This is a genomic window from Microbacterium sp. KR10-403 (assembly GCF_040196215.1).
GTDB lineage: Bacteria > Actinomycetota > Actinomycetes > Actinomycetales > Microbacteriaceae > Microbacterium.
Map to the genome: position 1 here is coordinate 457580 of NZ_JBEGDC010000005.1, position 25910 is coordinate 483489.

The 25910-nt window shown below is 69.9% G+C and carries 27 protein-coding genes; 4 read left to right on the top strand and 23 right to left on the bottom strand.

The features are described from left to right. From ABMQ42_RS14010 to ABMQ42_RS14060, 11 genes are all read right to left on the bottom strand, one after another. Entirely contained in the window at window positions 1–765 is a 765-nt protein-coding gene (locus tag ABMQ42_RS14010; protein ID WP_349723603.1) for a LamB/YcsF family protein, read from the bottom strand. A 72-nt stretch (window positions 766–837) separates the two neighbouring features. Next, window positions 838–2442: a phosphoglycerate dehydrogenase gene (gene serA / locus ABMQ42_RS14015; RefSeq protein WP_349723604.1), complete on the bottom strand. Its 1605-nt coding sequence runs from the start codon at window positions 2440–2442 to the stop codon at window positions 838–840. Between the two features lie 139 nt (window positions 2443–2581). After that, a complete protein-coding gene (locus ABMQ42_RS14020; protein WP_349723605.1) occupies window positions 2582–2935 on the bottom strand; it encodes a hypothetical protein in 354 nt (117 codons plus the stop codon). Further along, a complete protein-coding gene (locus ABMQ42_RS14025; protein ID WP_349723606.1) occupies window positions 2932–3447 on the bottom strand; it encodes a DNA polymerase III subunit gamma/tau in 516 nt (171 codons plus the stop codon). The genes ABMQ42_RS14020 and ABMQ42_RS14025 overlap by 4 nt, the downstream gene beginning before the upstream one ends. Window positions 3448–3456: 9 nt before the next feature. Then, complete coding sequence (locus tag ABMQ42_RS14030; protein ID WP_349723607.1) at window positions 3457–4194, bottom strand: copper homeostasis protein CutC; 738 nt, start codon at window positions 4192–4194, stop codon at window positions 3457–3459. Between the two features lie 80 nt (window positions 4195–4274). Then, window positions 4275–5351 carry a ketol-acid reductoisomerase gene (ilvC, locus tag ABMQ42_RS14035; RefSeq protein ID WP_349723654.1) on the bottom strand — a complete coding sequence of 359 codons (1077 nt, stop codon included), beginning with the start codon at window positions 5349–5351 and terminating at the stop codon, window positions 4275–4277. Continuing rightward, window positions 5348–5857, bottom strand: a complete 510-nt coding sequence (gene ilvN / locus ABMQ42_RS14040) for an acetolactate synthase small subunit (RefSeq protein WP_349723608.1) — start codon at window positions 5855–5857, stop codon at window positions 5348–5350. The genes ilvC and ilvN overlap by 4 nt, the downstream gene beginning before the upstream one ends. Window positions 5858–5869: 12 nt before the next feature. Further along, window positions 5870–7669, bottom strand: a complete 1800-nt coding sequence (locus ABMQ42_RS14045; protein WP_349723609.1) for an acetolactate synthase large subunit — start codon at window positions 7667–7669, stop codon at window positions 5870–5872. Between the two features lie 45 nt (window positions 7670–7714). Then, entirely contained in the window at window positions 7715–9415 is a 1701-nt protein-coding gene (gene ilvD, locus ABMQ42_RS14050) for a dihydroxy-acid dehydratase (protein ID WP_349723610.1), read from the bottom strand. Beyond that, entirely contained in the window at window positions 9408–10208 is an 801-nt protein-coding gene (otsB, locus tag ABMQ42_RS14055; protein ID WP_349723611.1) for a trehalose-phosphatase, read from the bottom strand. The genes ilvD and otsB overlap by 8 nt, the downstream gene beginning before the upstream one ends. Further along, window positions 10205–11611: an alpha,alpha-trehalose-phosphate synthase (UDP-forming) gene (locus tag ABMQ42_RS14060; RefSeq protein WP_349723612.1), complete on the bottom strand. Its 1407-nt coding sequence runs from the start codon at window positions 11609–11611 to the stop codon at window positions 10205–10207. Before ABMQ42_RS14060 ends, otsB begins: the two co-directional genes overlap by 4 nt. A gap of 98 nt (window positions 11612–11709) precedes the next feature. Between ABMQ42_RS14060 and ABMQ42_RS14065 the strand changes: the two genes are divergently transcribed. Beyond that, window positions 11710–11964 (top strand): hypothetical protein, encoded by a 255-nt coding sequence (locus tag ABMQ42_RS14065; protein ID WP_349723613.1) that lies wholly within the window; start codon window positions 11710–11712, stop codon window positions 11962–11964. Window positions 11965–11985: 21 nt separating this feature from the next. On the opposite strand, the gene ABMQ42_RS14070 is transcribed toward ABMQ42_RS14065, so the two are convergent. From ABMQ42_RS14070 to ABMQ42_RS14080, 3 genes are read right to left on the bottom strand one after another with little or no spacing between them, the layout of a single operon-like run. Then, window positions 11986–13170, bottom strand: a complete 1185-nt coding sequence (locus tag ABMQ42_RS14070; protein ID WP_349723614.1) for an acetyl-CoA C-acetyltransferase — start codon at window positions 13168–13170, stop codon at window positions 11986–11988. Next, the gene (locus tag ABMQ42_RS14075) at window positions 13167–13820 is read right to left on the bottom strand and encodes a CoA transferase subunit B (protein ID WP_349723615.1); all 654 of its coding nucleotides are present in this window, start codon (window positions 13818–13820) and stop codon (window positions 13167–13169) included. Before ABMQ42_RS14075 ends, ABMQ42_RS14070 begins: the two co-directional genes overlap by 4 nt. Window positions 13821–13822: 2 nt before the next feature. Further along, window positions 13823–14602, bottom strand: a complete 780-nt coding sequence (locus ABMQ42_RS14080) for a CoA transferase subunit A (RefSeq protein WP_349723616.1) — start codon at window positions 14600–14602, stop codon at window positions 13823–13825. Window positions 14603–14718: 116 nt separating this feature from the next. Between ABMQ42_RS14080 and ABMQ42_RS14085 the strand changes: the two genes are divergently transcribed. Continuing rightward, window positions 14719–15504, top strand: coding sequence for an IclR family transcriptional regulator (locus ABMQ42_RS14085; RefSeq protein WP_349723617.1), 786 nt, complete (start codon window positions 14719–14721; stop codon window positions 15502–15504). Here ABMQ42_RS14085 and ABMQ42_RS14090 read toward each other — a convergent pair. Genes ABMQ42_RS14090 through ABMQ42_RS14130 form a run of 9 tightly spaced genes read right to left on the bottom strand, consistent with a single transcriptional unit; the run spans window position 15473 to window position 24042 of the window. Next, window positions 15473–16384: an alpha/beta hydrolase gene (locus ABMQ42_RS14090; protein WP_349723618.1), complete on the bottom strand. Its 912-nt coding sequence runs from the start codon at window positions 16382–16384 to the stop codon at window positions 15473–15475. The genes ABMQ42_RS14085 and ABMQ42_RS14090 overlap by 32 nt on opposite strands. After that, window positions 16381–17133, bottom strand: coding sequence for a 3-hydroxybutyrate dehydrogenase (locus ABMQ42_RS14095; protein WP_349723619.1), 753 nt, complete (start codon window positions 17131–17133; stop codon window positions 16381–16383). Before ABMQ42_RS14095 ends, ABMQ42_RS14090 begins: the two co-directional genes overlap by 4 nt. Next, a complete protein-coding gene (locus ABMQ42_RS14100; RefSeq protein WP_349723620.1) occupies window positions 17130–17819 on the bottom strand; it encodes a TetR/AcrR family transcriptional regulator in 690 nt (229 codons plus the stop codon). The genes ABMQ42_RS14095 and ABMQ42_RS14100 overlap by 4 nt, the downstream gene beginning before the upstream one ends. Then, a complete protein-coding gene (locus ABMQ42_RS14105; RefSeq protein WP_349723621.1) occupies window positions 17803–19389 on the bottom strand; it encodes a class I adenylate-forming enzyme family protein in 1587 nt (528 codons plus the stop codon). Before ABMQ42_RS14105 ends, ABMQ42_RS14100 begins: the two co-directional genes overlap by 17 nt. After that, window positions 19386–20495, bottom strand: coding sequence for a branched-chain amino acid ABC transporter permease (locus ABMQ42_RS14110; protein ID WP_349723622.1), 1110 nt, complete (start codon window positions 20493–20495; stop codon window positions 19386–19388). Before ABMQ42_RS14110 ends, ABMQ42_RS14105 begins: the two co-directional genes overlap by 4 nt. Continuing rightward, a complete protein-coding gene (locus tag ABMQ42_RS14115; RefSeq protein ID WP_349723623.1) occupies window positions 20492–21370 on the bottom strand; it encodes a branched-chain amino acid ABC transporter permease in 879 nt (292 codons plus the stop codon). Before ABMQ42_RS14115 ends, ABMQ42_RS14110 begins: the two co-directional genes overlap by 4 nt. Beyond that, the gene (locus tag ABMQ42_RS14120; protein ID WP_349723624.1) at window positions 21367–22080 is read right to left on the bottom strand and encodes an ABC transporter ATP-binding protein; all 714 of its coding nucleotides are present in this window, start codon (window positions 22078–22080) and stop codon (window positions 21367–21369) included. Before ABMQ42_RS14120 ends, ABMQ42_RS14115 begins: the two co-directional genes overlap by 4 nt. Next, window positions 22077–22841, bottom strand: a complete 765-nt coding sequence (locus ABMQ42_RS14125; RefSeq protein WP_349723625.1) for an ABC transporter ATP-binding protein — start codon at window positions 22839–22841, stop codon at window positions 22077–22079. Before ABMQ42_RS14125 ends, ABMQ42_RS14120 begins: the two co-directional genes overlap by 4 nt. 1 nt (window position 22842) lies before the next feature. After that, entirely contained in the window at window positions 22843–24042 is a 1200-nt protein-coding gene (locus tag ABMQ42_RS14130; protein ID WP_349723626.1) for a substrate-binding domain-containing protein, read from the bottom strand. A 134-nt stretch (window positions 24043–24176) separates the two neighbouring features. Between ABMQ42_RS14130 and ABMQ42_RS14135 the strand changes: the two genes are divergently transcribed. After that, the gene (locus tag ABMQ42_RS14135; protein ID WP_349723627.1) at window positions 24177–24611 is read left to right on the top strand and encodes a MarR family winged helix-turn-helix transcriptional regulator; all 435 of its coding nucleotides are present in this window, start codon (window positions 24177–24179) and stop codon (window positions 24609–24611) included. Continuing rightward, the gene (locus ABMQ42_RS14140; RefSeq protein WP_349723628.1) at window positions 24608–25837 is read left to right on the top strand and encodes an MFS transporter; all 1230 of its coding nucleotides are present in this window, start codon (window positions 24608–24610) and stop codon (window positions 25835–25837) included. Before ABMQ42_RS14135 ends, ABMQ42_RS14140 begins: the two co-directional genes overlap by 4 nt. Window positions 25838–25910: the final 73 nt, after the last annotated feature.

A 25910-nucleotide genomic window follows, 5' to 3' on the forward strand; every position in this document is an offset into this window, starting at 1 on the left:
TCACGCCCTCGCGAACGGGGCGATCTCAATGCCGGCCGCCTGCAGCCGCCGCTTCGTCTCGGCCGCCATCTGCACCGCACCGTCACTGTCGCCGTGCACGCAGATCGAGTCGGCCACCACCCGCACATCGGTGCCGTCGATCGCCTGCACCAGACCGTCGGAGACGAGTCTCACCATCCGCTCCGCCACGATGGCCGAGTCATGCAGCACCGCGCCGCGCTGCGTGCGCGGCACGAGCCGCCCGTCCGGGAGATAGGCCCGATCCGCGAACGCCTCCGCCGCCGTGCGCAGCCCCGAGGCCTCCGCGATATCGAGGACTGCGCTCCCGGCCAGCCCGAGCAGGATGAGCTCGTCGTCGACGGCCCTGATCGCCGCGACGACGTCACGTGCACGACGCTCGTCGTGGGCGATGGTGTTGTACAGCGCGCCGTGGGGTTTGACGTAGGCGACGCGGCCGCCCACCGCCGAGGCGAGACCCATCAGGGCGCCCAGCTGATACTCGACGTGCGCCTGCAGCGTCGCCGAGTCGATGTCGACGTCCACCCGCCCGAAATTGTCGTAGTCGCGATACCCCGGGTGCGCCCCGATCACAACGCCGCCGGCCACCGCCGCCGCAAGCGTCTCGCGGATCCCCTCGGGACTGCCGGCGTGGAATCCGGATGAGACGTTCGCGCTGGTGACGAGCTGCAGCATGCGCGCATCGTCGCTGACGACACGCTCCGGAACGTTCTCGCCCAGGTCGGAGTTCAGGTCGATGGTCGTCATGCTGTCAAGGCCCGCCCGATGTCGTTGTGACATTCAGTGTAGGGCGGGTCGGGCACGCACCCGCGCGCGGCGTCAGGCCTCGACGATCTCGATCTGACGCAGCAGATCGGCACCGATCTCGGCGCGGATCTTCTCCACGAGCGCGTCCGGCACCGGAGAGTCGACCGTCAGCACCGACAGCGCGCGACCCGTGCTGTCGGGGTGCGCGACCTGCAGGCCCTCGATGTTGATGCCGGCGTCGCCGAGCAGCTGACCGTAGATCGCGACGATGCCCGGCTTGTCGGCGTAGCGCATGACGAGGTGCTCGCGGGCGAACGGGACCTCGATCTCGTAGTCGTTGATGCCGACGACCTTGGGGACCATGCGGGTGCCGGCGAGCGTGCCGGCGACGGTCAGCACGGTGCCGTCGGACAGCGATCCGCGCAGGATCGTGATGTTGCGGTACATCGGGCTGTCGGCCTCAACGATCAGACGCGTCTCGATGCCGCGCTGCTCGGCGAACAGCGGGGCGTTCACGTACGAGACGTTCTCGCTGACGATGTTCGTGAAGATGCCCTTGAGCGCCGCGAGCTTGTAGACGCTCACGTCGTAGGCGGCCAGCTCGCCGCGCACCTCGATGTCGAGGCTGGTCAGTGCGCCCTGCGTGAGGCCCGTGAAGAACTGGCCGAGCATCTCGACCAGCGCGATGCCCGGGCGCACGAACGGGTCGATGACGCCGCCGGCGACGTTCACGGCGTCGGGCACGAGGTCGCCCTCGAGGGCGAGCTTGACCGAACGCGCGACCGAGACGCCGGCCTTCTCCTGCGCCTCGCCGGTCGACGCGCCGAGGTGGGGCGTCACGATGATGTTTTCGAGGCCGAGCAGGCGCTGGGCGGAGCCGCCCTCGGCCGGGGGCTCGCTCGTGAAGACGTCGACGGCGGCACCGGCGATCGTCTTGCTCGTCAGTGCCTCGTAGAGCGCGTCTTCGTCGATCAGCCCGCCGCGCGCGACGTTCACGATGTAGGCCGTGGGCTTCATCAGGGCGAACTGCGCGGTGCTGATCATCCCCGTCGTCTCGGGGGTCTTCGGCATGTGCACGGTGACGAAGTCGCTCTGGGCCAGCAGGTCGTCGAGCGACAGAAGCTCGACCTGCAGCTGCTGGGCACGCGCCGGGGTCACGTAGGGGTCGTAGGCGACCACGCGCACGCCGAAGGCACGCAGTCGCTCGGTGATGAGGGTGCCGATGCGGCCGAGGCCGACGATGCCGACCGTCTTGTCGAAGAGCTCGGTGCCGGTGTATGCGCTGCGCTTCCACTCGCCGCGCGCCAGCGAGGCGTCGGCGGCGGGGATGTGGCGGGCCAGACCCAGGATGTGGGCGATCGTCAGCTCTGCGGCGGAGATGATGTTCGAGGTCGGCGCGTTGACCACCATGACGCCGGCGGCCGTCGCGGCCTTGATGTCGACGTTGTCGAGGCCGACGCCCGCGCGGGCGATGACCTTGAGCTTGGTGCCCGCGCCGATGGCCTCGGCATCCATCTTCGTGGCCGACCGGATCAGCACGGCGTCGGCTTCTGCGAGAGCCGTGAGCAGCGCGGGCCTGTCGGTCCCGTCGACCTGCCGGATCTCGAAGTCGGGTCCCAGCGCATCGACGGTGGCGGGAGACAGCTGCTCAGCGAGAAGGACGACAGGCTTGGTCATTCGGGACCCTTCGGAACGACGCATCGCGCACGGCGCACGACGACGATGATGGGGGGATGCCGCGCCGCACGCCTTCGGGGCGAGACACTGACACCCTACCGTGCCCGCGACACGCCGCCCGACAGTGTGACGTCGCGGGTCACCCCAGAAGCTGGCCGCCGTAGGCGTATGCGTAGCCGAGCACGTTCAGCCAGAAGACCGCCGCCAGCGCAAGTCCCGCCAGCATCACGAGGCTGAGCGGCCCGGCGGTGCGGCGACGCCCTAGCGCGACGGCGGCGACGAAGACGACGATGGGGAAGGCCACGGCGAACAGCAGCACGAACCAGCCGAGCGCACTGAGCCCGAGCGATCCGCCCGCCTGCACCACGAGGAAGGCGACCGCGTTCCAGACGATGTACGCATACAGCAGCCCGAAGACCCCGAGGATCGTCGCCCGCAGCCACGATGGGGTCGTGCCGGGCGTGCGCGCGGGCTTCTCGGTTGCGTCGGTCATGCGATCCCTCCCATGAGAAGCGGCCACGGCACCAGCACGACGGCGCCGGCGACCAGCCACACCCAGCGCACCCACGCACGACGTCCCTTCGACAGCACTGCCACCGTCAGGAACCAGATCGCCGGTGCGAGGATCGCCAGCCAGGTCATCACCGTGTTGCCGGCCGTCCACATCGCCGGGCCCTGCCCATCCGACGCCATCATCATGCCGGCGACGCCCAGCAGCCGGAGCCCGCCGATGATCCAGCCGATCGTATAGAGCAGGTACACGCCGCCGAGCATGCCGAGCCCGATGAGAGCACCGTTGCCGAGCGCCGCCGGGTCGGCGGCAGCGTCAGGCACGTCTTCGACGGCGCCGACGTGCTGCGGGGCGGGTGCAGCCGCCCCCTCGGTGACAACGCGGTCCGCGCCCGTGCCCTTGGCCACCCACCCCGCCGGCAACTGCGGCGCCGGCTCGTCGTCGCCGTCCCAGCGCAGGGCGTCGTCGTCATCAGGGGTGTCGGGGACGGCCATGGTCGAAGTCTAAGACACCGCCCCCGAGCGCAGCGCGTCGGCCGCTGCACGGACCACCGCCGGATCGGTGACGTCGAATCCCCCCGCTCCCCCGCCGGGGCCGCTCGGTGCCGCATCGGCGGACCGTGCACGCGCCGACAGGTGCACGGCATCCACACCGGCATCTCGCAGCACGGCGACGTCTTCGGGGCGCACGCCGCCCCCGGCCATGATCTCGATGCGGCCGTCGGCACGGCCGACCATGGTGCGCAGCACGTCGGCGCCGTCGATCGTTCGGGACGCACCACCCGAGGTGAGCACCCGGGCGACCCCCTCGGCCATCAGCACATCCAGCGCGGCGAGCGGATCCGCGGAGGCGTCGATCGCCCGGTGGAACACCAGGGACGCAGAGCCGGCGGCTTCGCGCCAGCGGGCCAGGGTCGCGGCATCCACCCGTCCGTCGACCGTGAGGCAGCCGACGACCACGGCGCCGACGCCGAGCGAGACCAGATAGCGGATGTCTGCGGCGACGACCCCGGCCTCGTCGGCGTCGTACACGAATCCGCCCGGACGCGGGCGGACCAGGGGCGCGATCGCCCCGGCATCTCCGGTCGCCTCGATCACGCGCTGCACGATGCCCGCCGACGGCGTCAGGCCGCCGACCTCGAGCGCCTGGCAGAGCTCGACGCGATCCGCCCCCTCGGCGAACGCGACGCGCGCTCCGGCGGGGTCCTGAACGGCGATCTCGAGCTGCGGCGCGCGGGTCATCCCCTCAGCGTACGCAGTCGCGCCCGTACACGCCGAACGGGCCGGAGGATCGCTCCCCCGGCCCGTTCGACGACACGGACTCAGCGCGCGGCGGAGCCGTCGGTGTAGTCCTCGTCCTGCTGCTTCCAGGCGAACAGGGCGCGCAGTTCGCGGCCGACACCCTCGATGGGGTGCTGCTCCTCCTTGGCACGCAGCTGCGTGAACTCGGGGGCACCGGCGTCCTGGTCGTCGATGAAGCGCTGTGCGAACGCGCCCGACTGGATGTCGGCCAGCACGCCCTTCATGTTCTCCTTGACGTGCGGGTCGATGACGCGCGGGCCGGAGACGTAGTCACCGTACTCGGCGGTGTCGGAGATCGACCAGCGCTGCTTGGCGATGCCGCCCTCCCACATCAGGTCGACGATGAGCTTCAGCTCGTGCAGGACCTCGAAGTACGCGATCTGCGGCTGGTAGCCGGCCTCGACGAGCGTCTCGAAACCGTACTGCACCAGGTGCGACATGCCGCCGCACAGCACGGCCTGCTCGCCGAACAGGTCGGTCTCGGTCTCTTCGGTGAAGGTGGTCTTGATGCCACCGGCACGCAGGCCCCCGATCGCCTTCGCGTAGGACCAGGCGGTGTCCCACGCGTGGCCCGAGGCGTCGACCTCGACCGCGGCGATGATCGGCACACCACGGCCGGCCTCGTACTCGCGACGCACGGTGTGGCCCGGGCCCTTGGGCGCGACCATGATGACGTCGACGCCCTCGGGCGCTTCGATGTAGCCGAACCGGATGTTGAACCCGTGCGCGAACAGCAGGGTCTTGCCGGGGGCGAGGTGCTCCTTGATCGAGTCGGCGTAGATGCCGCGCTGGTGCTGGTCGGGCGCGAGGATCACGATCACGTCGGCCCAGTCGGCGGCGTCGGCGACCGACTTGACCTCGAAGCCGGCGTCTTCGGCCTTCTGGATCGACTTCGACCCCTCCTTGAGGGCGATGACGACCTCGACGCCCGAGTCGCGCAGGTTCAGCGCGTGGGCGTGGCCCTGCGAGCCGTAGCCGACGATCGCGACCTTCTTGCCCTGGATGATGGACAGGTCGGCGTCGGCGTCGTGGAAGATCTCAGTTGTCACTTCGTCTTTCTCCTTGTTTGTGGTCTGTGTGTGGGTGGTGGGTGTCAGCCGCGCAGGACGCGTTCGGTGATGCTCTTGCCGCCGCGACCGATCGCGACGAGACCGGACTGCGCCAGCTCCTTCACGCCGAACGGCTCGACGGCGCGCAGGAACGCCTCGACCTTGCCCTTGTCACCGGTGATCTCGATCACCAGCGCGTCGGGCGCGTAGTCGACGACCGACGCGCGGAACAGGTTGACGACCTCGAGCACGTTCGAGCGGATCGCGTTGTCGGCGCGCACCTTCACGAGCATGTGCTCACGCTGCACGGACGCGGCGAAGTCGAGCTCGACGATCTTGATGACGTTCACGAGCTTGTTCAGCTGCTTTGTCACCTGCTCGAGGGGCTGCTCGTCGACGTCGACGACGACGGTGATGCGGGACAGGCCCGGCACCTCCGTCACGCCCACGGCGAGAGACGTGATGTTGAACCCGCGGCGGGCGAAGAGCCCCGCGACACGGGTCAGGAGGCCCGGCTTGTCCTCGACGAGGAGGCTCAGCACGTGGTTCGGCATGTCGGTTCCTCCTCAGTCTTCCTGCTCGAACGCCGGGGCGTGGTCGCGGGCGTATTGCACATAGCTGTTGCTGACGCCCTGCGGCACCATCGGCCACACCATCGCGTCGGCGCTCACGACGAAGTCGATCACCACGGGGCGGTCGTTCGTCTCGAGGGCCTGCTGGATCGCGGCATCCACGTCCTCCTCCTTCTCGACGCGGATCGCGAGGCAGCCGTACGCCTCGGCCAGCTTCAGGAAGTCGGGCACGTGGATCGAACCGTGGCCGGTGTTCAAATCGGTGTTCGAGTGGCGGCCGTTGTAGAACAGGGTCTGCCACTGGCGCACCATGCCCAGCGAGGAGTTGTTGATGATCGCGACCTTGATCGGGATGTCGTTGATGACGCAGGTCGCGAGCTCCTGGTTGGTCATCTGGAAGCACCCGTCGCCGTCGATCGACCACACCACGCGGTCGGGCTCGGCGACCTTCGCGCCCATGGCGGCGGGCACCGAGTAGCCCATGGTGCCGGCACCGCCCGAGTTCAGCCATGCGTTGGGTCGCTCGTACTTGATGAACTGCGCGGCCCACATCTGGTGCTGGCCGACGCCGGCCGCGTACACGGCCTCGGGGCCGGTGAGCTCGCCGATGCGCTGGATCACGTGCTGGGGCGAGAGCAGTCCGTCGCTCGTGGGGGCGAAGCCCAGCGGGAACTGATCGCGCAGGCCGTCGAGATACGACCACCACTCCTCGATGTCGGGGCGCCCCTCGGCCGTGCGGTCGCGGAAGGCCACGTCGAGGTCGACGAGCACGTCCTTCAGATCGCCCACGATCGGCACGTCCGCCGTGCGGATCTTCGAGATCTCCGCGGGATCGATATCGACGTGCACGACCTTCGCGTTCGGCGCGAACAGCTCGGACTTGCCCGTGACGCGGTCGTCGAACCGCGCGCCGAGGGCGACGATCAGGTCGGCCTCCTGCAGGGCGAGCACCGCCGGCACCGTGCCGTGCATGCCGGGCATGCCGAGGTGCTGGGTGTGCGAGTCGGGGAACGCGCCGCGCGCCATCAGGGTGGTGACGACGGGAGCGCCGGTCGACTCGGCGAGGGTGAGCAGCTCGGGCGCCGCACCGGCGCGGACCACGCCGCCGCCCACGTAGAGGACGGGTTTGGTGGATGCCGCGAGCAGACGCGCCGCGGCCTGGATCTGCTTTCCGTGGGCCTTGGTGACGGGCCGGTACCCGGGCAGGTCGATCTTCGGCGGCCAGATGAACGGCGCCTCGGCCTGCTGTGCGTCCTTGGTGATGTCCACGAGGACGGGGCCGGGACGGCCCGTCGAAGCGATCTCATACGCGGCCGCGATGGCACCGGGGATGTCCTCGGCGCGCTTGACCAGGAAGGAGTGCTTCGTGATCGGCATCGTGATGCCGACGATGTCGGCCTCCTGGAACGCGTCGGTGCCCATCAGCGTGCTGAACACCTGGCCGGTGATGGCCAGCATCGGCACCGAGTCCATGTAGGCGTCGGCGATCGCGGTGACGAGGTTCGTGGCGCCCGGACCGGACGTGGCGATCGCGACGCCGACCTTGCCGGACGCCGAAGCGTAGCCCTCGGCCGCGTGGCCGGCGCCCTGCTCGTGACGGACGAGGATGTGACGGATCTGCGACGCGTCCATGAGCGGGTCGTAGACGGGAAGGATGGCACCGCCGGGCAGGCCGAAGACATCGGTGACACCGAGCATCTCCAGCGAGCGGACGACCGCCTGCGCCCCGGTGAGCACGGGTGCGGCGGTGCGGGAGGGCGGCCGTGGAACGGCCGCAGCGGTGTCTGCGGGCATGGTTGTTCTTCCTCTTGTCGGACGGTACAGCGGATGAAAGGCGGCCTAGCTCGTGACCGCGCCTTGGGCTGCGGAGTGGACGAGCTTCGAGTATTTGGCCAGAACGCCTCGGGTATAGCGCGGGGGAAGCGGCTCCCAGCCGGAACGGCGGGAACTCAGCTCGGTCTCATCGACGAGTAGGTCGAGAGTGCGAGCCGCGATATCGACCCGTATCAGATCACCATCGCGCACGAAGGCGATCGGACCTGCGTCCACCGCCTCGGGTGCCATATGGCCGATGCACAGGCCGGTTGTGCCGCCGGAGAATCGACCGTCCGTCAAGAGTAGTACATCCTTGCCGAGACCCGCGCCCTTGATGGCCGCCGTGATGGCGAGCATCTCGCGCATGCCGGGGCCGCCCTTGGGTCCCTCGTACCGGATCACCACCACATCGCCGGCGTTGATCCGCCCGGCCTCGAGCGCATCCATCGCCGCCCGCTCGCGCTCGAAGACGCGGGCAGGGCCCTCGAACACCGTGGCGTCGAAGCCGGCGGTCTTCACGACGGCGCCCTCCGGCGCGAGGCTGCCGTGCAGGATCGTGAGGCCGCCCGTGGCGTGGATCGGGTCATCGAAGGTGTGGATGACCGTGCCATCGACCGGATCGGGCGCCAGCGCCTCGAGGTTCTCGGCGAGCGTCTTGCCGGTGACGGTGAGTGCGTCGCCGTGCAGCAGCCCCTCGTCGAGCATCGCCTTCATGATGACGGGGATGCCGCCGTGCTTGTCGACGTCGTTCATCACGAACCGGCCGTACGGCTTCATGTCGGCGACGTGCGGAACCTTGTCGCCGATGCGGTTGAAGTCGTGCAGAGTGAGGTCCACATCGGCCTCGTGCGCGATGGCGAGCAGGTGCAGCACGACGTTGGTGGATCCGCCGAGCGCCATCGCGAGGGCGATGGCGTTCTCGAACGCCTCGATGGTCAGGATGTCGCGGGTCGTGATGCCCTGTCGCAGCAGCTCCACCACGGCCTCGCCCGAACGGTGGGCGAACTGGTCGCGCCGGCGGTCGGCCGACGGCGGCGCCGCCGAACCGGGCAGGCTCAGGCCCAGGGCCTCGGCGACCGAGGCCATGGTGTTCGCGGTGTACATGCCGCCGCACGCACCCTCGCCGGGTGCGAACGAGCACTCGATGCGCTTCAGGTCCGCCTCGCTCATGCGCCCGGCCATGCACGCGCCGACGCCCTCGAACGAGTCGATGATCGTGATCTCCTTCTCCGTGCCGTCGGAGAGCTTGACCCAGCCCGGTGCGATCGACCCGGCGTACAGGAACACGCTGGAAAGGTCGAGCCGGGCGGATGCCATGAGCATGCCGGGGATCGACTTGTCGCAGCCCGCGAGCAGGACCGTGCCGTCCAGCCGCTCGGCCATGACGACGGTCTCCACCGAGTCCGCGATCACTTCGCGGCTCACGAGCGAGAAGTGCATCCCCTCATGGCCCATCGAGATGCCGTCCGAGACCGAGACCGTTCCGAACTGCAGCGGGTAGCCGCCGCCGGCATGCACGCCCTCCTTGGCGCCCTGGGCCAGACGATCGAGGCTCAGGTTGCAGGGCGTGATCTCGTTCCAGCTCGAGGCGATGCCGATCTGGGGCTTGTCCCAGTCGTCGTCGCCCATTCCGACCCCGCGCAGCATCCCTCGAGACGTCGTCGCCTCGATGCCGTCGGTGACGGCGCGGCTGCGAGGCTTGATATCGACCTCTGCCTCAGACATGCTCGCAGTCTATTCCGCCGCGGGCGCCGCGCTCCTCCGCCAGGCGCGCCAGCAGCGCCGCGAAGGCCGGGATGTCGTCGACCACGACGTCGGCGGAGGTGGATGCCACGGCTCCGACATGCACGCCCAGGTCGCCGTCCTCCAGGCTGCGCATGGCGTCCTCGTCGGTGATGTCGTCACCCGCGAACAGCACCGCGTCGGCACCCGTGAGCTCGCGCAGGTGGGCGATCGCGGTGTCCTTGCCCTCGTCGCGGAACGCGTACTCCACGATGTTGTGGCCGGTGCGCCGGCGCCAGTGCGGCGCGGCAGAGGTCACGATCTCGTCCACCGCGGCGTTCGCCTTCGCCGCGTCGGGCGGGGCGGCCTTTCTCGTGTGCACCCCGAATCCGAACGTCTTCGGCTCGATCCAGACACCGGGCAGCGTCGCCGTGGCGTGCTCCGCCTCGGCGCGCAGCCGGTCGCGCAGCGCGACGTCGACGGGATCGTCGGCGGGCTCGACCGTGCCCGTTTGCGGCGTCCAGTACTCGGCGCCGTGCGAGCCGGCGAGCAGGATCGGCGAGTCGTCGCCGTGCTCGGCGATGATCCGCAGGTCCGACAGGCTCCGCCCCGACACCAGCGCGACCCAGGTGCAGGGCAGCGCCGTCAGCGCGTCGACCGCCGTGCGCGCGGCGGGTAGCATGCGCGCCGCCATGGGGTCGTCTTCCAGGGGCGACAGCGTGCCGTCGAAGTCGAGGGCGACGAGCAGTCGCGGGGCACTGACGAGACGGTCGAGCAGCGTGGCGTCCACGGTCACGAGGCGTTCGCCTTCCGCGCCTGGGCGAGCGCGTCGAGGAAGTCCCGCGACCAGGCGGCGACATCGTGCTCGAGCACGCGCTTGCGCAGCGAGCGCATGCGCCGCCCCTGCTCGGCCGGTGCCATGTCCACCGCGCGCATGACCGCGTCCTTGACGCCCTCGATGTCGTGCGGGTTGATCTGGATGGCGCTGCTGAGCTCATCGGCGGCGCCGGTGAACTCGCTCAGCACCAGGACGCCCCGATTGTCGGTGCGGGTGGCGACGTACTCCTTGGCGACGAGGTTCATCCCGTCGCGCAGCGAGGTGACGAGCATGACGTCGGCCGCCAGATAGAGCGCCACCATCTCCTCGCGCGGGAACGCCTGGTGCAGGTATCGGATGGCGGTGTGCTCCATGGTGTCGTAGGTGCCGTTGATCCGACCGACCATGAGCTCGATCTCGTCGCGCAGCTGCACATAGGCGTCCACCCGCTCGCGGCTGGGACTGGCCACCTGCACGAGCGTCGCGCGCTCCACCGACAGCCGCCCGTCGCGCAGCAGCTCGCCGAACGCCTTCAATCGATGGCGGATGCCCTTCGTGTAGTCGAGGCGGTCGACGCCCAGCAGGATCTTCTCGGGATTACCGAGGTCCGCACGGATCTCCGCCGCGCGGGCGCGCACGTCCTCGCGCTGCGCGAGTTCGATGTACGACGACGCGTCGATCGAGATGGGGAACGCCTTGGCGATCGCCACACGCGTCGAGCCGTCGTCGTTCTGCACCTGGATGCCGCCGGCCCGCGTCTGCGAGCGGAGCTGCCGGCGCGCGGCCCGGGCGAAGTTCGAGGCGTCGGCCGGGCGCTGGAACCCGATGACGTCGGCGCCGAGCAGTCCCTCCACCACCTGTCGCCGCCATGGGAGCTGCGAGAAGAGGCCATATGCCGGGAACGGAATGTGGTGGAAGTAGCCGATCGTCACGTCGGGGCGGCGCTCGCGGACCATCTTCGGCACGAGCTGCAGCTGGTAGTCCTGCACCCATACCGTCGCCCCCTCGGCCGCGGCATCCACCGCCGCCTCGGCGAACCGCCGGTTGACCTCGACGTACGTGTTCCACCACTCACGGCGATAGCGCGGGGCGGCGATGACGTCGTGGTAGAGCGGCCAGATCGTGTCGTTCGAGAACCCCTCGTAGTACTCCGCGACGTCCTGTGCGCTGAGCGTGACGGGCACGAGGTGCACGCCGTCGAAGTCGAACGGCTCGAGCGCCATGTCGGGCTTTCCCGGCCAGCCGACCCACGCGCCGTCTGCGCGGCGCATCACCGGCTCGAGAGCGGCGACGAGCCCGCCGGGCGAGGTGCGCCATCCGCCGTCGTCGTCACGGTCGACGGGAAGACGGTTGGCGACGACGACGAGGTCAGCACGGTCCATGTCAGAGCCTGCCTTTCGGTGCACCGGTGGCTTTCAGGCTACCGCGCGCCCCAGCCGCGTCGTGGCATCGCAGGGCCGACCGGCGCTACCGTGGGGGGATGCGCAAGTACCTCTTCGGCACCGGGATCATCGGAGCGTTCACCAGCGGCCTGTCGATGCTCAAGGCGATCCGTGGGGGCGAGCCGTTCACGTGGCGCACGGCACTGGCATGGCTGAGCTGGGCGATCACGGCGGCTCTCGCCGTCGGCGCCATCGTCGACATCCGGCGCGCCGGCACCGGCCACCTCGCTCCCGAGGACTCGCCGGTGGCCGGCCACGAGAAGAAGTACCTCAAAGAGCACCTCGAGAAGTGACCGGCCGCCAGCACTCAGCGCTCAGCGCGTGAGGATCAGCGCGTCGCCCTGACCGCCGCCGCCGCACAGCGCGACCGCCGCCGTACCGCTCCCCCGGCGCACGAGCTCGTGCACCATGTGGACGACCAGCCGGTTGCCGCTCGCGCCGATCGGGTGGCCGATCGCGATACCGCCGCCGTGGATGTTGACGATGTCGTCCGAGAGACCCAGTTCGCGCTGTGAGCGTGCGACGACCGCACCGAACGCCTCATTGATCTCGACGACGTCGAGATCGGCGATCTCGATGCCCTGCTTGGCGACGGCCTTCGCGATGGCGCGCGCCGGCTGCTCGTGCAGCGAGTTGTCGGGGCCGGCGACCTGACCGCTCGCGCCCACGACCGCCAGCACCTCCCATCCGTTCGCGTCCGCATGCGACCGCGTCGTCAGCACGACGGCGGATGCGCCGTCGGAGATCTGCGACGAGTTGCCGGCGGTGATCGACCCGCCCTCGGCGAACGCCGGGCGCAGCTTCGCGAGCGACTCGACGGTCGTCTCCGGGCGGATGCCCTCGTCGCGCGACACGACGACCGGCTCGCCGCGCCGCTGCGGGATCGACACCGGCACGATCTCTGCGTCGAAGAGACCGGCCTCCCAGGCGGCCGCCGCGCGCTGGTGCGAACGGGCCGCGACGGCATCCTGATCCTCACGGGTCACCGCGAACTTCGCATTGAGCCGCTCGGTGGAGGCCCCCATGCTCTCGCGGTCATACGCGTCGGTGAGGCCGTCGTACGCCATGTGATCAAGCACCTCGATCGTGCCGTACGACCACCCCTCGCGCGAGCCCATCAGCAGGTGAGGCGCGCGCGTCATCGACTCCATGCCCGCGGCCACGACCACCGTGGCGTCGCCGAGTCGCAGCATCCTCGCCCCGTCGATCACCGCCGTCAGCCCGGAGAGGCAGACCTTGTTGACCGAACCGGCGTGCACCGTCCACGGGATCCCGGCGCCGACGGCCGCTTGACGCGCCGGATTCTGCCCGGCACCGGCGGCGAGGACCTGCCCCACGAGCACGGCGTCGACGGCGTCGGCGGCGATTCCGCCCTTCTCCAGCGCTCCGGCGATGGCCGCACTGCCCAGCTGCACGGAGGTGAGGGGTGCCAGCTGGCCCTTCAGCCGTCCCTGCGGGGTGCGGGCGGCCGCGACGATCACCACGTCGTCGGTGTTCATGCGTTCTCCTTGAGATCGTCAGAGATGGTCAATGCGGGTTCGGTCGCCGCCACGACCTCGTCGACGGTGACGCCCGGCGCGAGCTCGACGAGCACGAGACCGTCGTCGGTCACGTCGATCACGGCCAGGTCGGTGATGATGCGGTCGACGACGCCCTTGCCGGTCAGGGGCAGCGAGCACTCCTCGACGATCTTCGCCGAGCCGTCCTTCGCGACGTGCTCCATCAGCACGATCAGACGCCCCGCGCCGTGGACCAGGTCCATGGCTCCCCCGGGGCCCTTCACCATCTTGCCGGGAATCATCCAGTTGGCCAGGTCGCCGGTGCGCGACACCTGCATGGCCCCCAGGATCGCCGCGTCGATCTTGCCGCCGCGGATCATGCCGAAGCTCGTCGCCGAGTCGAAGAACGAGGCGCCCGGCAGCAGCGTGACGGTCTCCTTGCCCGCGTTGATGAGGTCGGGATCGACGTTCTCCTCCGTCGGGTAGGGACCGACCCCGAGGATGCCGTTCTCCGACTGCAGCACGAGGGTGACGCCCTCGGGCACGTAGTTGGGCACAAGGGTGGGCAGGCCGATGCCGAGGTTGACGTAGGCGCCGTCGGGCAGCTCACGGGCGGCGCGGGCCGCCATCTGCTGACGTGTCAGGCCCATGTTCATGCTCCTTCCGCGGGCGTCGCCACCGTGCGACGCTCGATGCGCTTCTCGATGTCGGTGCCGACCTCCACGATGCGGTGCACGTAGATGCCGGGCAGGTGGACGGCGTCGGGGTCGATCTCACCGGGTTCGACGAGCTCTTCCACCTGCGCGATGCACACGCGACCGCTCATCGCCGCGAGCGGGTTGAAGTTGCGCGCCGCCTTGTTGAACACGAGGTTGCCGTGCCGATCGCCGCGCAGCGCGTGCACGAGCGCGAAATCGGCCACGATCCCCTCTTCGAGCACGTAGTCGCGGTCGCGACCGCCGACCGTGAAGGTGCGGGTCTCCTTGACGGGGGATGCCACGGCCACCCCGCCGCTGCCGTCATAGCGTCGCGGCAGGCCACCCTCGGCCACCTGCGTGCCGACGCCCGTCGGGGTGAAGAAGGCGGCGATGCCCGCGCCTCCGGCCCGCAGCTTCTCGGCCAGGGTGCCCTGCGGCGTCAGCTCGAGCTCGAGGTCTCCTTCGAGGAACTGCCGCTCGAACTCCTTGTTCTCGCCGACGTACGAAGAGGTCATCTTGCGGATGCGCCGCTGGTTCAGCAGCAGCCCCAGCCCCCAGTCGTCGACCCCGCAGTTGTTCGAGATCACCGACAGGTCGGTCGTGCCCTGCGCCAGGAGCGCCTCGATCAGCGCCATCGGGTTGCCGCTCAGGCCGAAGCCTCCGACGGCGATGGACGCCCCGTCGGGGATGTCGGCGACGGCCTCTGCCGCGCTTGCCACCTGCTTGTCGATCACACGGACCTCCTCGTCGTGATGCGCCGCTGCGGCGCCGTCTCCATCGTCTCGCCGAAGCGGCGCGTCCGCACCCCGTCGTTTGCGATGTGGATGCCGCACGTTCTACTGTTCACATTATGGACACGCATGCCACCGTCCCGGGCGCCCAGGCCGTCGCCCGTGCCGCCGCACTCCTGCGTCTGGTCACGGCCGCCGGCGATGTCGGCGTGGCCACGGCCGAGCTCGCACGGCAGGCGGAGCTGACCCGTCCGACCACGCACCGGCTGCTGACCGCGCTGCGCCATGAGGGGCTCGTCGATCAGGACGACCGGACCGGATCGTGGATGCCGGGGCCCGAGCTGTTCCTGATGGGGAACGTGGCCGCGGCGCGGTACGACATCACCGAGATCGCACGCGACATCGTGCGCTCCCTCTCGGTCCGCACCGAGGAGAGCGCGTTCCTCTCGGTGCGGCGCGGCGATGAGACGGTGTGCCTCGTCAACGAGGAGGGCAGCTTTCCCATCCGCTCGTTCGTGCTGCACGAGGGCAAGCGGTTCCCCCTCGGCGTCGCGTCCGCAGGGCTTGCCATCCTGGCGTTCCTGCCGCCCCATGATGTGGACGCCTACTTCGAGCGGCATCCCGAACTGTCCGACCGCTACGGTGCCGCGCACGGCGAGACGCGCATGCGGGCGCGCCTGCGTGAGACCAAGGAGCGCGGCTACTCCCTGAACCCGGGGCTCATCGTCGAGGGCAGTTACGGGATCGGCGCCGCCGTGTTCACCCGCGAAGGCCACCCGCAGTGGGCGCTGAGCCTGAACGGGGTCGAATTCCGGTTCGGGCCCGACCGCCTGCCCGAGCTGGGGCGTACGCTTCTCGCGCACGCCCATCAGCTCACGACGCGGATCGCGTCGTCACGGCGCTGACGGCCGCGGCGATCTCGGGCGCGACCACGTCGGCGCCCCCGGGCGACATCACGATCGTGTAGTGGTTGAACCCGTCGATGCGCCGGTGCGCCACCGCCGGATGGGCGGCGAGCAGCCGGCCCAGGTGGGCGGGGGCGTAGAGTCCCGGTTCCTCGTCCTGCAGGCCGCGCGGCACGGTCAGCAGCCGGACCGGGTGCTGCAGCCGTGCGAGCGCGTCGGGGACCGCGCTGCCCGTGTTCATGTCGACGGTGTCGTCCACGACGGTCGCGTAGGCCGTGGCGGGGCGCAGCGCCCCGGCGCCGTCGTCGACGAGGTCGTACGCCAGGTACTGCTCCAGCTCGGGCGTCCACGCCTGCCGGAACGCCGGGTGTGCCCGCCAGAAGTCGAGGTAATCCTCGGTGGAGGCGAACCTCATGTCGAGCCGCTCCGCGGTGGGACCGAGCACGAGGCGGATCGCGGTGTCGGGGTCGAGCCCGGCGGGCACGTCCAGCGGGAAGCCGCCGTCGACGAGGACCAGTGACGAGACCCGGTCGGGGTGCAGGTCTGCGAGGACGACCGAGACGAACGCGCCCATCGAGTGCCCGACCACCACCGTGCGATCGATGCCCAGGGCGTCCAGCACCGCGACCATGTCGGCCGCGTGCGCCGCCATGCCGGCGGGCCCGGTCAGCGTGTTGCTGCGCCCGCGGCCGCGCAGGTCGGGGGCGATCAGTCGCACGCCCGACAGCCGCTCCGCGACGAAGGGCCACGCGAGGTGCGACGAGGTCACACCGTGGATGAGGAGCGCGGTCGGCGCATCGGCCGCGTCGGCCTCCCAGACGCCGACATGCAGCATCCCGCCGTCGACCGGAACATCGACCTCGTGCCGTTCGCGACTCATCGTGCCGTCCATCCGCCGTCGATCGTGTACGAGGCGCCGGTGGTCATGCCGGAGTGCGGACCGACGAGCCAACCCGCGAGCGATGCGACCTCTTCGGGTTCGACGAGGCGCTTGACGGCCGTCTCGGTGAGCATGATCTTCTCGACGACCTCGGACTCGGGGATGCCGTGCACCGCCGCCTGGTCGGTGATCTGCTTCTCGACCAGCGGCGTGCGCACATAGGCGGGGTTGATGCAGTTGCTCGTGACCCCGTGCTCGGCGCCCTCCAGCGCGGTGACCTTCGACAGTCCTTCGAGCGCGTGCTTGGCGGTGACGTAGGCCACCTTGAAGGCGCTGGCGCGCAGCCCGTGCGCGCTCGAGATGTTGACGACGCGTCCCCAGCCGCGCTGGTACATCGTGGGCAGCGCCGCACGGATGAGCAGGAACGGCGCTTCGACCATGAGCCGCTGGATGAGCCGGAACGCGTCGGGGTCGAACTCGGTGATGGGCGCAACCCGCTGGATGCCCGCGTTGTTCACGAGGATGTCGGCGTCCAGAGACAGCCCGTCCAGCGCGCAGGTGTCGGAGAGGTCGACCTCCCAGACCTCGCCGTCGAGGGGGGATGCCGCAGCTCGCGCCGCGTCGGCGTCGAGGTCCGCGATCACCACATGGGCACCGCGCCCGGCGAGCTCGCGTGCGCAGGCCAGGCCGATGCCGCTGGCGCCTCCGGTGACGACGGCCCGCTTGCCGTCGAGGTCTCGTTCGGTCATGACTCGTCGCCTTCCTTCGTGGTGCGTGCGTTCGTGCGCGATGAGAGCGCGTTGTCGATGAAGTGCATGAGGGCGTCGAAGGCCTCATCGGGCAGCGCCGCGGGCGCGGAGCCGTCTGCTGTGCGATCCCACAGCAGGTAGCGCATCCCGATCAGCTCCCCCATGCCCATCAGCGCCCAGGCTGCGACCTCAGGGTCGAGCGCCTCGTCGATCTCGCCCTCCTGCTGGGCCAGGCGCAGGCCCGCCTCATATCCCTCGACGATGCGCGTGTAATGCAGCTTGAGCATGTCGGGTGAGACGAACTCGGCCTCACGGACGACCCGATAGAGGGCGGGATGCTGCGCGGTGAAGCGGAAGAAGCCGGCGAAGCCCGCGCGCTCGGCCTCGAGCCTCGAGCTCGCCCCCGCCATGGCCTCGGCCATGGAGTGCCGCACCCGCTGGTTCAGGTCGACGACGAGCGACTCGAAGATCGTCTGCTTGCTGTCGAAGTAGAGGTAGAACGTGCCGAGGCCGATGCCCGCACGCTCGGTGATCTTCACGATCGAGGCCTCGTGATAGCCCTGGTCGGCGAACACGTGCTCGGCCGCCTCCAGCAGCCGCCGCCGCGTCGCCTCGCCGCGCTTGGTGAGCGGCCGGCCGGTCACCGACGACACGTTCAGCACGGCCTGTTCATCCTGCAGACTCATGGGCCCCCTCTTCCCAGGTCGCCCGCGCACGCTCTTTCAGACGTGATCGGGCGAACTTGTCTATCGCCGAGCGCGGCAGCTCGTCCACCGCGATGATGCGCACCGGCACCTTGAACGATGCGAGCCTTTCACGGGCGTGGGTGAGCAGCTCGTCCTGCGTGCACGATGCGCCGGGGGCGAGCTCCACGAAGGCCACGCCGCGCTCGCCCCAGACCCGGTCGGGAACGCCGACCACCACCGCGGCACGCACGGCCGGATGCGCGCCCAGGGCGCGTTCGACCTCGGCGGGGGCGACGTTCTCCCCGCCGGAGATGTAGATGTCCTTGATGCGATCCACGATCCGATACCGGCCGTCGCCGCCGCGGCGGGCCAGATCGCCGGTGCGCAGCCACTCCCCCGCGAACGCACGGCTCGTCGTCTCCGGGTCGCCGAGGTAGCCCGCGAAGACGCTCGGTCCGCGCACCCACAGCTCGCCGACGGCGCCGTCGCCCATCGGCAGGCCGGTGTCGGGATCGGCGATGCACACATCGACGTGCGGGTAGGGCACGCCCACCGTCCCCCGCGCGTGCTCGGCGTCGCCCGGGGCGACGGAGAGGACGTTCGGGGCGGCCTCGGTGAGCCCGTAGCCGGCGAGCAGCTCGACGCCGCGTTCGCGCCAGACGGCCTGCAGCGCGTCGTCCGCCGGTGCGCCGCCGACCTGGGCGACACGCAGCGACGACAGGTCGGCGGTGGCGAATCCCGGGTCGTCGGCGAGCAGCCGATACTGGGTGGGCACACCCATGAGCACGCTCACCCGCCGCTCGGAGATCAGCTGCAGCACCCGATCGGGCTGGAACGAGCGCTCCAGCACGACGGTGGCGCCGGTCCACCACGCCAGCAGGGGCTGCACGTTCCATGCCGCCACGTGGAACTGCGGCAGCGCCGACAACACCACGTCGTCGGCACGCAGGCCGATCGTGCCGGTCAGGGCGAGGTTGTTCCAGAAGCAGTTCACGTGGCTGAGCATCACGCCCTTGGGTGTGCCCTCGCTGCCCGAGGTGAAGATCACGAGCGCGATGTCGTCGTCGCGCACCTCGGCGCGCTCCGGCCGCGGGCCGAACCGCGCGGCGCGGTCGGGCGTGTGCGTCTCGACACCGACGACTCCGAGCGACGCCTGCGGGACCGGCACGGGCAGATGACGCTGCGCATCGGCGGCGGGCCCGGCGTACTCCTCCTCGACGAGGAGCAGCTGCGGCTCGGCGCGGGCGATCACCTCGGCGAGCTCGGTGGCCACCAGGCGCCAGGAGAGCGGGATGAACGCGATGCCCGCCTTCGCGCACGCGAAGAAGGCGACGACCTGGTCGATCGTGTTACCCGACACGGTGGCGATCCGGTCGCCCGGTCCGTAGCCGGCGCTCCGCAGCCGCTCGGCGAGGTCCCGCGCACGCTCCGCGAGCCGCGCATAGTCGATCGTCACGCCCCGATCGTCGATCGCGGTCTTCGCCGGCGAGGTCACGGCCCGGTCATCGAGCCACCGGCCCAGTGTGTGGGCGCCATCGGTGCCCACCGGCATCCCGTCGTCGTCCCTCATACCCGCACGTCCTGCTCGGTCACGTCGTCGGCGCGATCCGCCTCGACGAAGGCCGCGGGCGCGCGGCGGGCACGACGCCGGCGCACGAGCGCATCCGCGGTGCCCGCGATGCCGCCGGGCAGGAACATCACCACGATGATGAAGAGTACGCCCAACAGGAACAGCGGTTCTGAGAGCGGAATGCGCAGCACATCGGGGAGCCCCGCGATGGCATCGGAGCGCGCCAGCACGGTGAGCCGCTGATCGAGCAGCGTGTAGACCACGCCGCCGACGACGGCGCCCCAGCGGAAGCCGACGCCGCCGAGCACCACCATCACCAGGATCGTGATCGTGAGGTCCGCCGACACGGCATGCGGCTGCGTGCCGCTCTGCAGCAGCAGGTAGGCGATGCCGGCGAGGGATGCCGCGACCGCCGCCGCCACGAACACCACGAGCTTCGCCCGATACGGGCTCAGCCCGAGCACGCGGACGCGCAGCTCGTTCTCGCGCGCGGCGCCGGCCACATGCCCGAGGCGCGACCGGTCGATCCACAGCGCGATGAGATAGGCGATGACCACGACGACAAGTGCGAACCAGTACAGGTTGCGGGTGTTCACGACACCGACGAGCCATTCGGGCACGTGCGCCGTCGGCAGGCTCAGGCCTTCCTCTCCCCCGGTGATCTGCGCATTCCGCCGCACCAGGACGGAGGCGGCCTGCGCGAACGCGAGGGTGACCATCGCGAACGGGATGCCGTTCACGCGCAGGCTGATCGCCCCGGTGACCACGGCGATCACGAGTCCGCCGAGCACCGCGATGAGCACCGACGGCCAGAGCGGCATCTGCAGCGACTGCAGCACGATGCCCAGCCCGTAGGCCCCGGCGCCGAACGACAGCGCGTGCCCGAACGAGAGCAGCCCCGCGGTGCCCAAGAGCATGTTGTAGGAGAGCGCGAGCGCGGCGTACACCATGCACAAGGACAGGAGCGCCAGCGTGCCGGGCGTGTAGGTGGGTCCGGGCAGTACGCCGGGGATGCTGATGTTCAGCAGCGGCAGGACCGCCAGCACGACCACCACGGCGACGCCGACAACCACCGGCACGAGTGAGGTACGGGTTGCGCGGGTCATACGGCTGCCCTCCCCAGGAGGCCGGACGGACGGACGAGGAGCACGACCGCGAGCAGCACCACCACGATGAAGTCGCCGGTGCCGGCGAGGAAGAAGTTCGCGAACTGCTGCAGCACGGCCACCAGTACCGAGGCGATCGCCGCCCCGGGCAGCGAGCCGAGCCCGCCGATGATCGTCACGATGAACGCGAAGATCAGCAGCGTCTGCCCGAGCCCGCTGGACACGTACCCCGCCCATTGCGCGGCGAGGACCCCGCCGATGCCGGCGGCGGCTCCCCCGATCGCGAAGACGAGCGTGAACGAGCGGCGCACGTCGATGCCCAGCGCCGTGACCATCGACCGGTTCTCGACACCGGCACGGATGATGATGCCGTAGCGGGTGCGTCGCAGGAACAGCACCATGAGCCCCAGGACAAGCGCCGCGACGACGATGAGCAGCCAGTAGACGTTCGGCACCTTCGCGCCGAGCACCGACGTCGTGGCATCGAGCCACGCCGGGCCGGAGATGTAGACCGGGTCGGTGCCCCAGATGCCGTTGAACAGGGCGATGGCGGCGAACGAGAGGCCCACCGTGACGAGCACCTGCTCGATGTGCCGCTCGTACAGCGGACGGATGAGCGCCAGCTCGGTGAGCGCGGCGAACAGCGCGCCCACGACGGCCCCCACGAGGATCGAGAGGACGAAGCCGCCCCAGTTCGCGGCATCCAGCCTTCTCGCCACCTCCCATCCGATGAACGCGCTCAGTGACAGGAACGCCCCGTGCGCGAAGTTGAGCACGTGCATGAGCCCGTAGATGAGGCTCAGGCCCGAGGAGACGAGGAAGTACAGGGCGCCGAGTCCGACGCCGGTGAGCAGTGCGAGGACGACGGTGCTCATGCTCCGGCCCCCTGCCCTGCGTGCACGCCGAGCAGTCGGCGGGTGAGGTCGGCGTCGTCGAGGATGTCGGCGGTCGCGCCGGTGTGGACGACCCGCCCGGCCGCGATCACCACGGCGTTCTCGGCGAGCCGGCGCACGACCTGCAGGTTCTGCTCGACGAGCACGATCGGCACGGTCTGCGCGGCGCGTTCGAGGGCGGCGGCCACGTCGTCGACGACCTTCGGCGCCAGGCCCTTGGTGGGCTCGTCGACGAGCAGCACACGGTTCTCGTTCAGCAGCGCGCGGGCGAGCGACACCATCTGCTGCTGACCGCCGGAGAGCGTGCCGGCGCGCTGGGCCATCCGGCCCGTCAGATCGGGGAACAGCTCGGCGACCAGCTCTCGCCGCGGGGAACGGTCGCGCTCGGCGAGGGCGAGGTTCTCGGCGACGGTGAGCCCGGCGAACACCTCGCGGTCTTCGGGCACATAGCCGACACCGCGTCGGGCGATGCGGTGAGTGAGCAGGCCGTCGATCCGCTCGCCGCCCAGGCGGACCTCGCCGCGCCGCGAGATCAGCCCCATGATCGCCCGGAGCGTCGACGTCTTTCCGACGCCGTTGCGGCCGAGGATCGCCGTGACGCCCCGCTCGGGCACGTCGAAGCTCACGTCCTCCACGACCTGCTGCCCGGAGATCCAGGCGCGCAGCCCGCGCACCCGCAGGATGTCGGTCATGCCGCGCTCCCCAGGTACGCGCTCTGCACGAGCGGGTCGGACATGATGGTCTGCGGTGCGTCGAAGGCGATGATCTGCCCCGCGTACATGACCGCGACCTTCTCGACGAGTCCCATCAGCACGTCGATGTGGTGTTCGACCATGAGCACGGTGCACCCGGTTGCGCGGTGCAGATCGCGGATGCTGTCGACCAGGCCCGCGACATCGCCCGAGGCGACCCCGGCCATGGGCTCGTCGAGCAGGATCACCCGCGCACGCATGGCCAACAGCACGGCGATCTCGAGCTTGCGCTTGTCGCCGTGCGAGATGTCGCCCGCACGGGCATCGGCGCGATGCGACAGTCCGACGGTCTCGAGCATCTCGTCGGCCACACCGGTGGCCTCGTCGCCACGGTGCGGGAATCGCACCAGCGAGTAGCTGCCGCCCAGCCGCGCCTGCGCGGCGAGCCGCACGTTCTCGCGCACGGTCAGCTGCGGAAACAGGCTCGAGGTCTGGAAGGTGCGTCCCAGCCCCACCCGCGCACGTCGCGCGATCGAGAGCCGCGTGACGTCGTCACCGTGCATCTCGATGCTGCCCTCGGTCGGACGCACCACACCCGAGATCGCGTTGAACAGCGTGGTCTTGCCGGCCCCGTTCGGGCCGATCACGCCGACAAGAGCGCCGGGCGGCACATCGAGGGTGACGTCGTCGAGGATGCCGATGCCGCCGATCTGCAGGCCGAGGCCGCGGATACGGAGTGCGGGCGGGAGCGGGGGCGTCATCTCACTTGCCTGCTTCCGCCGGCGCGACCTCGTCGGCGGGCACGGCACCGATGAGCTCGGGCACGTACGAGCCGTCCTTCTTCACGAGCTTGGCCTGGTACATCTCCTGGATGAGCGCGTGGTCGGAGGCCCGGACGGTCGTCTTGCCCTTCGGTCCGTCGAAGCTGAAGCCCTCCAGCGCCTTCACCATCGCATCTCCATCGCCCTTGCCCTCCTTGACCGCATGCACGAGCATGATCGCCGCGTTGAAGCCGTCGGGGCTGAACAGGTCGGGCGTTCCGCCGGCCTTCTCGATGAGCTCGATCATCTTCTCGTTCACCGGGTCGGTGTTCGCGCCTGGGAAGTAGTGGCTGAGGAAGTTGATCTTCTCGCTCGCCTCGCCGTAGGCGTCGAACGTCGGCGAGTCGCCGAGCCCGGTCACCACCGGGATGCTGTCGAGCACACCCTGCTGCGAGAGCGCCTGCCACATCGCACCACTGGTCGCGCCGGCCCACGCGACGAACACCAGGTCGGGCTTCGACGAGAGGATCTGCTGCGCGAAGGGCGTGAACTCGGTCGCGTCCTCCGGGACCAGCACGCTGTCGACGGTGGCGCCCTTCGCACCCAGAATCGCCGTCACGGCGGCCTCGTTGCCCTGTCCGAACGCCGTGTTCTGCGCGAAGACCGTGATCTTCTTGCCCTGGATGTCGTCGAGGAACGTGCCGGCGGTGGCGACGTCCTGCGCACTCTGCCGTCCCGAGCGGAAGGTGTACTCGTTCAGGCCGGTGAGCGTGTCGACGGCGGCCGGACCCGAGATGAACAGCACCTTGTTCTGCGCCGCCTGCTCTGCCACAGCCAGCGCCACGCCCGACGAGGCGCTGCCCATGAGGATCTTCGTGCCCTTGCCGATGAGGTCTTTCGCCGCCGTCACCGCGGTGTCGGGATCACCGGCGTCGTCGCGATAGTCGATCTTCAGCGTGGTGCCGTCGACCGCACCGGTGCCGTCGGTCGCGTAATCGAGGCCGGCCTTGAACGCATCGAGGTACTGCTTGCCGTACCCGGCCAGCGCGCCGGTCTCGCTGGTGATGACGCCGACGCTGACCTCGCCGCCCGCGGCGGACGGATCCGTCTCGCCGGAGGCCGTCGGGGCGCATGCTGCGAGGGCGACGGCTGCTGACGCCGTCAGTGCTGCGAGGAGCACGAGTTTCTTGGTGGCCCGCATGGGAGTGCCTTTCGCCGTTGGAAGGATTATGAAACCCGATTCAGGTACTGGGAATGCTACGGACCGCGGCATCCATCTGTCAACATGACGTCGATGGATTCGTCGGTTATATAACTGCGGTATATACTTTTGGAATGCCGCCGCGCTCACAGGACATCGCCGAGATCGTGACCGCCGCGCACACCCTCACACGGCTCGCCGCCCTCGAGACCAAGAACAGCGCGCCCGCCACGCAGTGGCGCGCACTCAGCGTCCTGGACTCGAACGGCCCGATGCGTCTCGGCGAGCTCGCCCGCCAGAGCCGCGCGACCCAGCCGGGCATGACCCGCCTCGTCGGCCAACTCGCCGATGCCGGGCTCGTCAGCCGCGAACATGACCCCTCAGACTCCCGTGCGACCGTGATCGGCATCACCGATGGCGGTCGCGAGAGCCTCGCCGCGTGGCGGATCGAACTGCGTGACGCCCTCGCGCCGCTGTTCGCCGACCTCAGCGACGAGGAATGGGCGGTGCTCTCCCGCGCCGCCGGCATCCTCAAATCACACATCACCCCTACAGGAGCCGCTCGATGACATCCGCTTCATCAACAGGATCGATCTGGCGCCAGCCGCCACAGGTCTGGGCCGTCGCGTTCGCGTGCGTGGTCGCCTTCATGGGAATCGGCCTCGTCGACCCGATCCTCCCCGCCATCGCCGAGTCCCTGAAGGCCGACGCCGTGCAGACCGAGCTGCTGTTCACGAGCTACCTGCTCGTGACCGGTGCCGCCATGCTCATCACGAGCTGGGTGTCGAGCCGCATCGGCGCCAAGGCCACCCTGTTGACAGGGCTCGCACTCATCGTCGTCTTCGCGCTGCTGTGCGCGCTCAGCGGCAGCGTCGATGCGATCATCGGCTTCCGCGCCGGCTGGGGGCTGGGCAATGCCCTGTTCATCTCCACCGCCCTCGCGACGATCGTCGGTGCCGCCTCGGGCGGCAGCGAGGCCGCGATCATCCTCTACGAGGCCGCACTGGGCGTCGGCATCGCGATCGGCCCGCTCCTGGGTGGCCTGCTCGGCGAGATCGCCTGGCAGGGACCGTTCTTCGGCGTCGTCGTGCTCATGGCCATCGCCTTCATCGCCGTGCTCGTGCTGCTGCGCACCAAGGGCGAGAAGCGCGACCCGATGCCGCTCTCGGCACCCTTCCGCGCGCTGCGCATCCCGGCGCTGGCGATCCTCGCGGTGGCGGCCCTGTTCTACAACATCGGCTTCTTCGTGCTGCTGGCGTTCTCGCCGTTCGTGCTCGGGTTCTCTGCCATGGGCATCGGCTTCACGTTCTTCGGCTGGGGTGTCGCCCTCGCCATCACGAGCGTCTGGATCGCGCCGATCCTGCTGCACCGGATGTCGCGCACCACCGTCATGTTCATCGTGCTGCCCTTGCTGGCGATCGACCTGATCGTCGCGGGCATCCTCGTCTCGTCGATCGTCGCCCTGGTCATCTGCATCATCGTCGGCGGCCTGCTGCTGGGCATCATGAACACCGTGCTCACCGAGGCGGTCATGGAGGCGACCGATCTCCCCCGCGCCGTCGCCTCGTCGGCGTACTCGGCCGTCCGCTTCATCGGCGGCGCCATCGCGCCGCCGATCGCCGCGGGCCTCTGGCACGCGTTCAACGCGTCGGTCCCGTACTTCTTCGCGGGCGCCTCGGTGCTGATCGCGACCCTCGCGATCGCGCTGGGGCGCAAGGTGCTGGCACGCATCGACATCCATGAAGCGGATGCCGCGGAAGAAGGCGCCGCCGTCCTCATCGGCGACGCGGCCTGAGCGAGCGATCCGCGCAGACAACGGCGTCTGCGCGGGCGCTCTTCCCCTCCCCCTGAATCTCGCGGTCATTACT

Coding starts and splice junctions, on each gene's coding strand:
- ABMQ42_RS14020 (WP_349723605.1), bottom strand. CDS start 2,935: ATGACCGACGCAACCGAGAAGCCCGCGCGCACGCCCGGCACGACCCCA.
- ABMQ42_RS14045 (WP_349723609.1), bottom strand. CDS start 7,669: ATGCCCGCAGACACCGCTGCGGCCGTTCCACGGCCGCCCTCCCGCACC.
- ABMQ42_RS14135 (WP_349723627.1), top strand. CDS start 24,177: ATGCCGCCGCGCTCACAGGACATCGCCGAGATCGTGACCGCCGCGCAC.
- ABMQ42_RS14130 (WP_349723626.1), bottom strand. CDS start 24,042: ATGCGGGCCACCAAGAAACTCGTGCTCCTCGCAGCACTGACGGCGTCA.
- ABMQ42_RS14105 (WP_349723621.1), bottom strand. CDS start 19,389: ATGAGGGACGACGACGGGATGCCGGTGGGCACCGATGGCGCCCACACA.
- ABMQ42_RS14085 (WP_349723617.1), top strand. CDS start 14,719: ATGGACACGCATGCCACCGTCCCGGGCGCCCAGGCCGTCGCCCGTGCC.
- ilvD (WP_349723610.1), bottom strand. CDS start 9,415: ATGTCTGAGGCAGAGGTCGATATCAAGCCTCGCAGCCGCGCCGTCACC.
- ABMQ42_RS14060 (WP_349723612.1), bottom strand. CDS start 11,611: ATGGACCGTGCTGACCTCGTCGTCGTCGCCAACCGTCTTCCCGTCGAC.
- ABMQ42_RS14065 (WP_349723613.1), top strand. CDS start 11,710: ATGCGCAAGTACCTCTTCGGCACCGGGATCATCGGAGCGTTCACCAGC.
- ABMQ42_RS14140 (WP_349723628.1), top strand. CDS start 24,608: ATGACATCCGCTTCATCAACAGGATCGATCTGGCGCCAGCCGCCACAG.
- ABMQ42_RS14070 (WP_349723614.1), bottom strand. CDS start 13,170: ATGAACACCGACGACGTGGTGATCGTCGCGGCCGCCCGCACCCCGCAG.
- serA (WP_349723604.1), bottom strand. CDS start 2,442: ATGACCAAGCCTGTCGTCCTTCTCGCTGAGCAGCTGTCTCCCGCCACC.
- ABMQ42_RS14025 (WP_349723606.1), bottom strand. CDS start 3,447: ATGGCCGTCCCCGACACCCCTGATGACGACGACGCCCTGCGCTGGGAC.
- ABMQ42_RS14095 (WP_349723619.1), bottom strand. CDS start 17,133: ATGACCGAACGAGACCTCGACGGCAAGCGGGCCGTCGTCACCGGAGGC.
- ABMQ42_RS14125 (WP_349723625.1), bottom strand. CDS start 22,841: ATGACGCCCCCGCTCCCGCCCGCACTCCGTATCCGCGGCCTCGGCCTG.
- ABMQ42_RS14120 (WP_349723624.1), bottom strand. CDS start 22,080: ATGACCGACATCCTGCGGGTGCGCGGGCTGCGCGCCTGGATCTCCGGG.
- ABMQ42_RS14110 (WP_349723622.1), bottom strand. CDS start 20,495: ATGACCCGCGCAACCCGTACCTCACTCGTGCCGGTGGTTGTCGGCGTC.
- ABMQ42_RS14115 (WP_349723623.1), bottom strand. CDS start 21,370: ATGAGCACCGTCGTCCTCGCACTGCTCACCGGCGTCGGACTCGGCGCC.
- ABMQ42_RS14010 (WP_349723603.1), bottom strand. CDS start 765: ATGACGACCATCGACCTGAACTCCGACCTGGGCGAGAACGTTCCGGAG.
- ABMQ42_RS14030 (WP_349723607.1), bottom strand. CDS start 4,194: ATGACCCGCGCGCCGCAGCTCGAGATCGCCGTTCAGGACCCCGCCGGA.
- ilvN (WP_349723608.1), bottom strand. CDS start 5,857: ATGCCGAACCACGTGCTGAGCCTCCTCGTCGAGGACAAGCCGGGCCTC.
- ABMQ42_RS14100 (WP_349723620.1), bottom strand. CDS start 17,819: ATGAGTCTGCAGGATGAACAGGCCGTGCTGAACGTGTCGTCGGTGACC.
- ABMQ42_RS14090 (WP_349723618.1), bottom strand. CDS start 16,384: ATGAGTCGCGAACGGCACGAGGTCGATGTTCCGGTCGACGGCGGGATG.
- ABMQ42_RS14075 (WP_349723615.1), bottom strand. CDS start 13,820: ATGGGCCTGACACGTCAGCAGATGGCGGCCCGCGCCGCCCGTGAGCTG.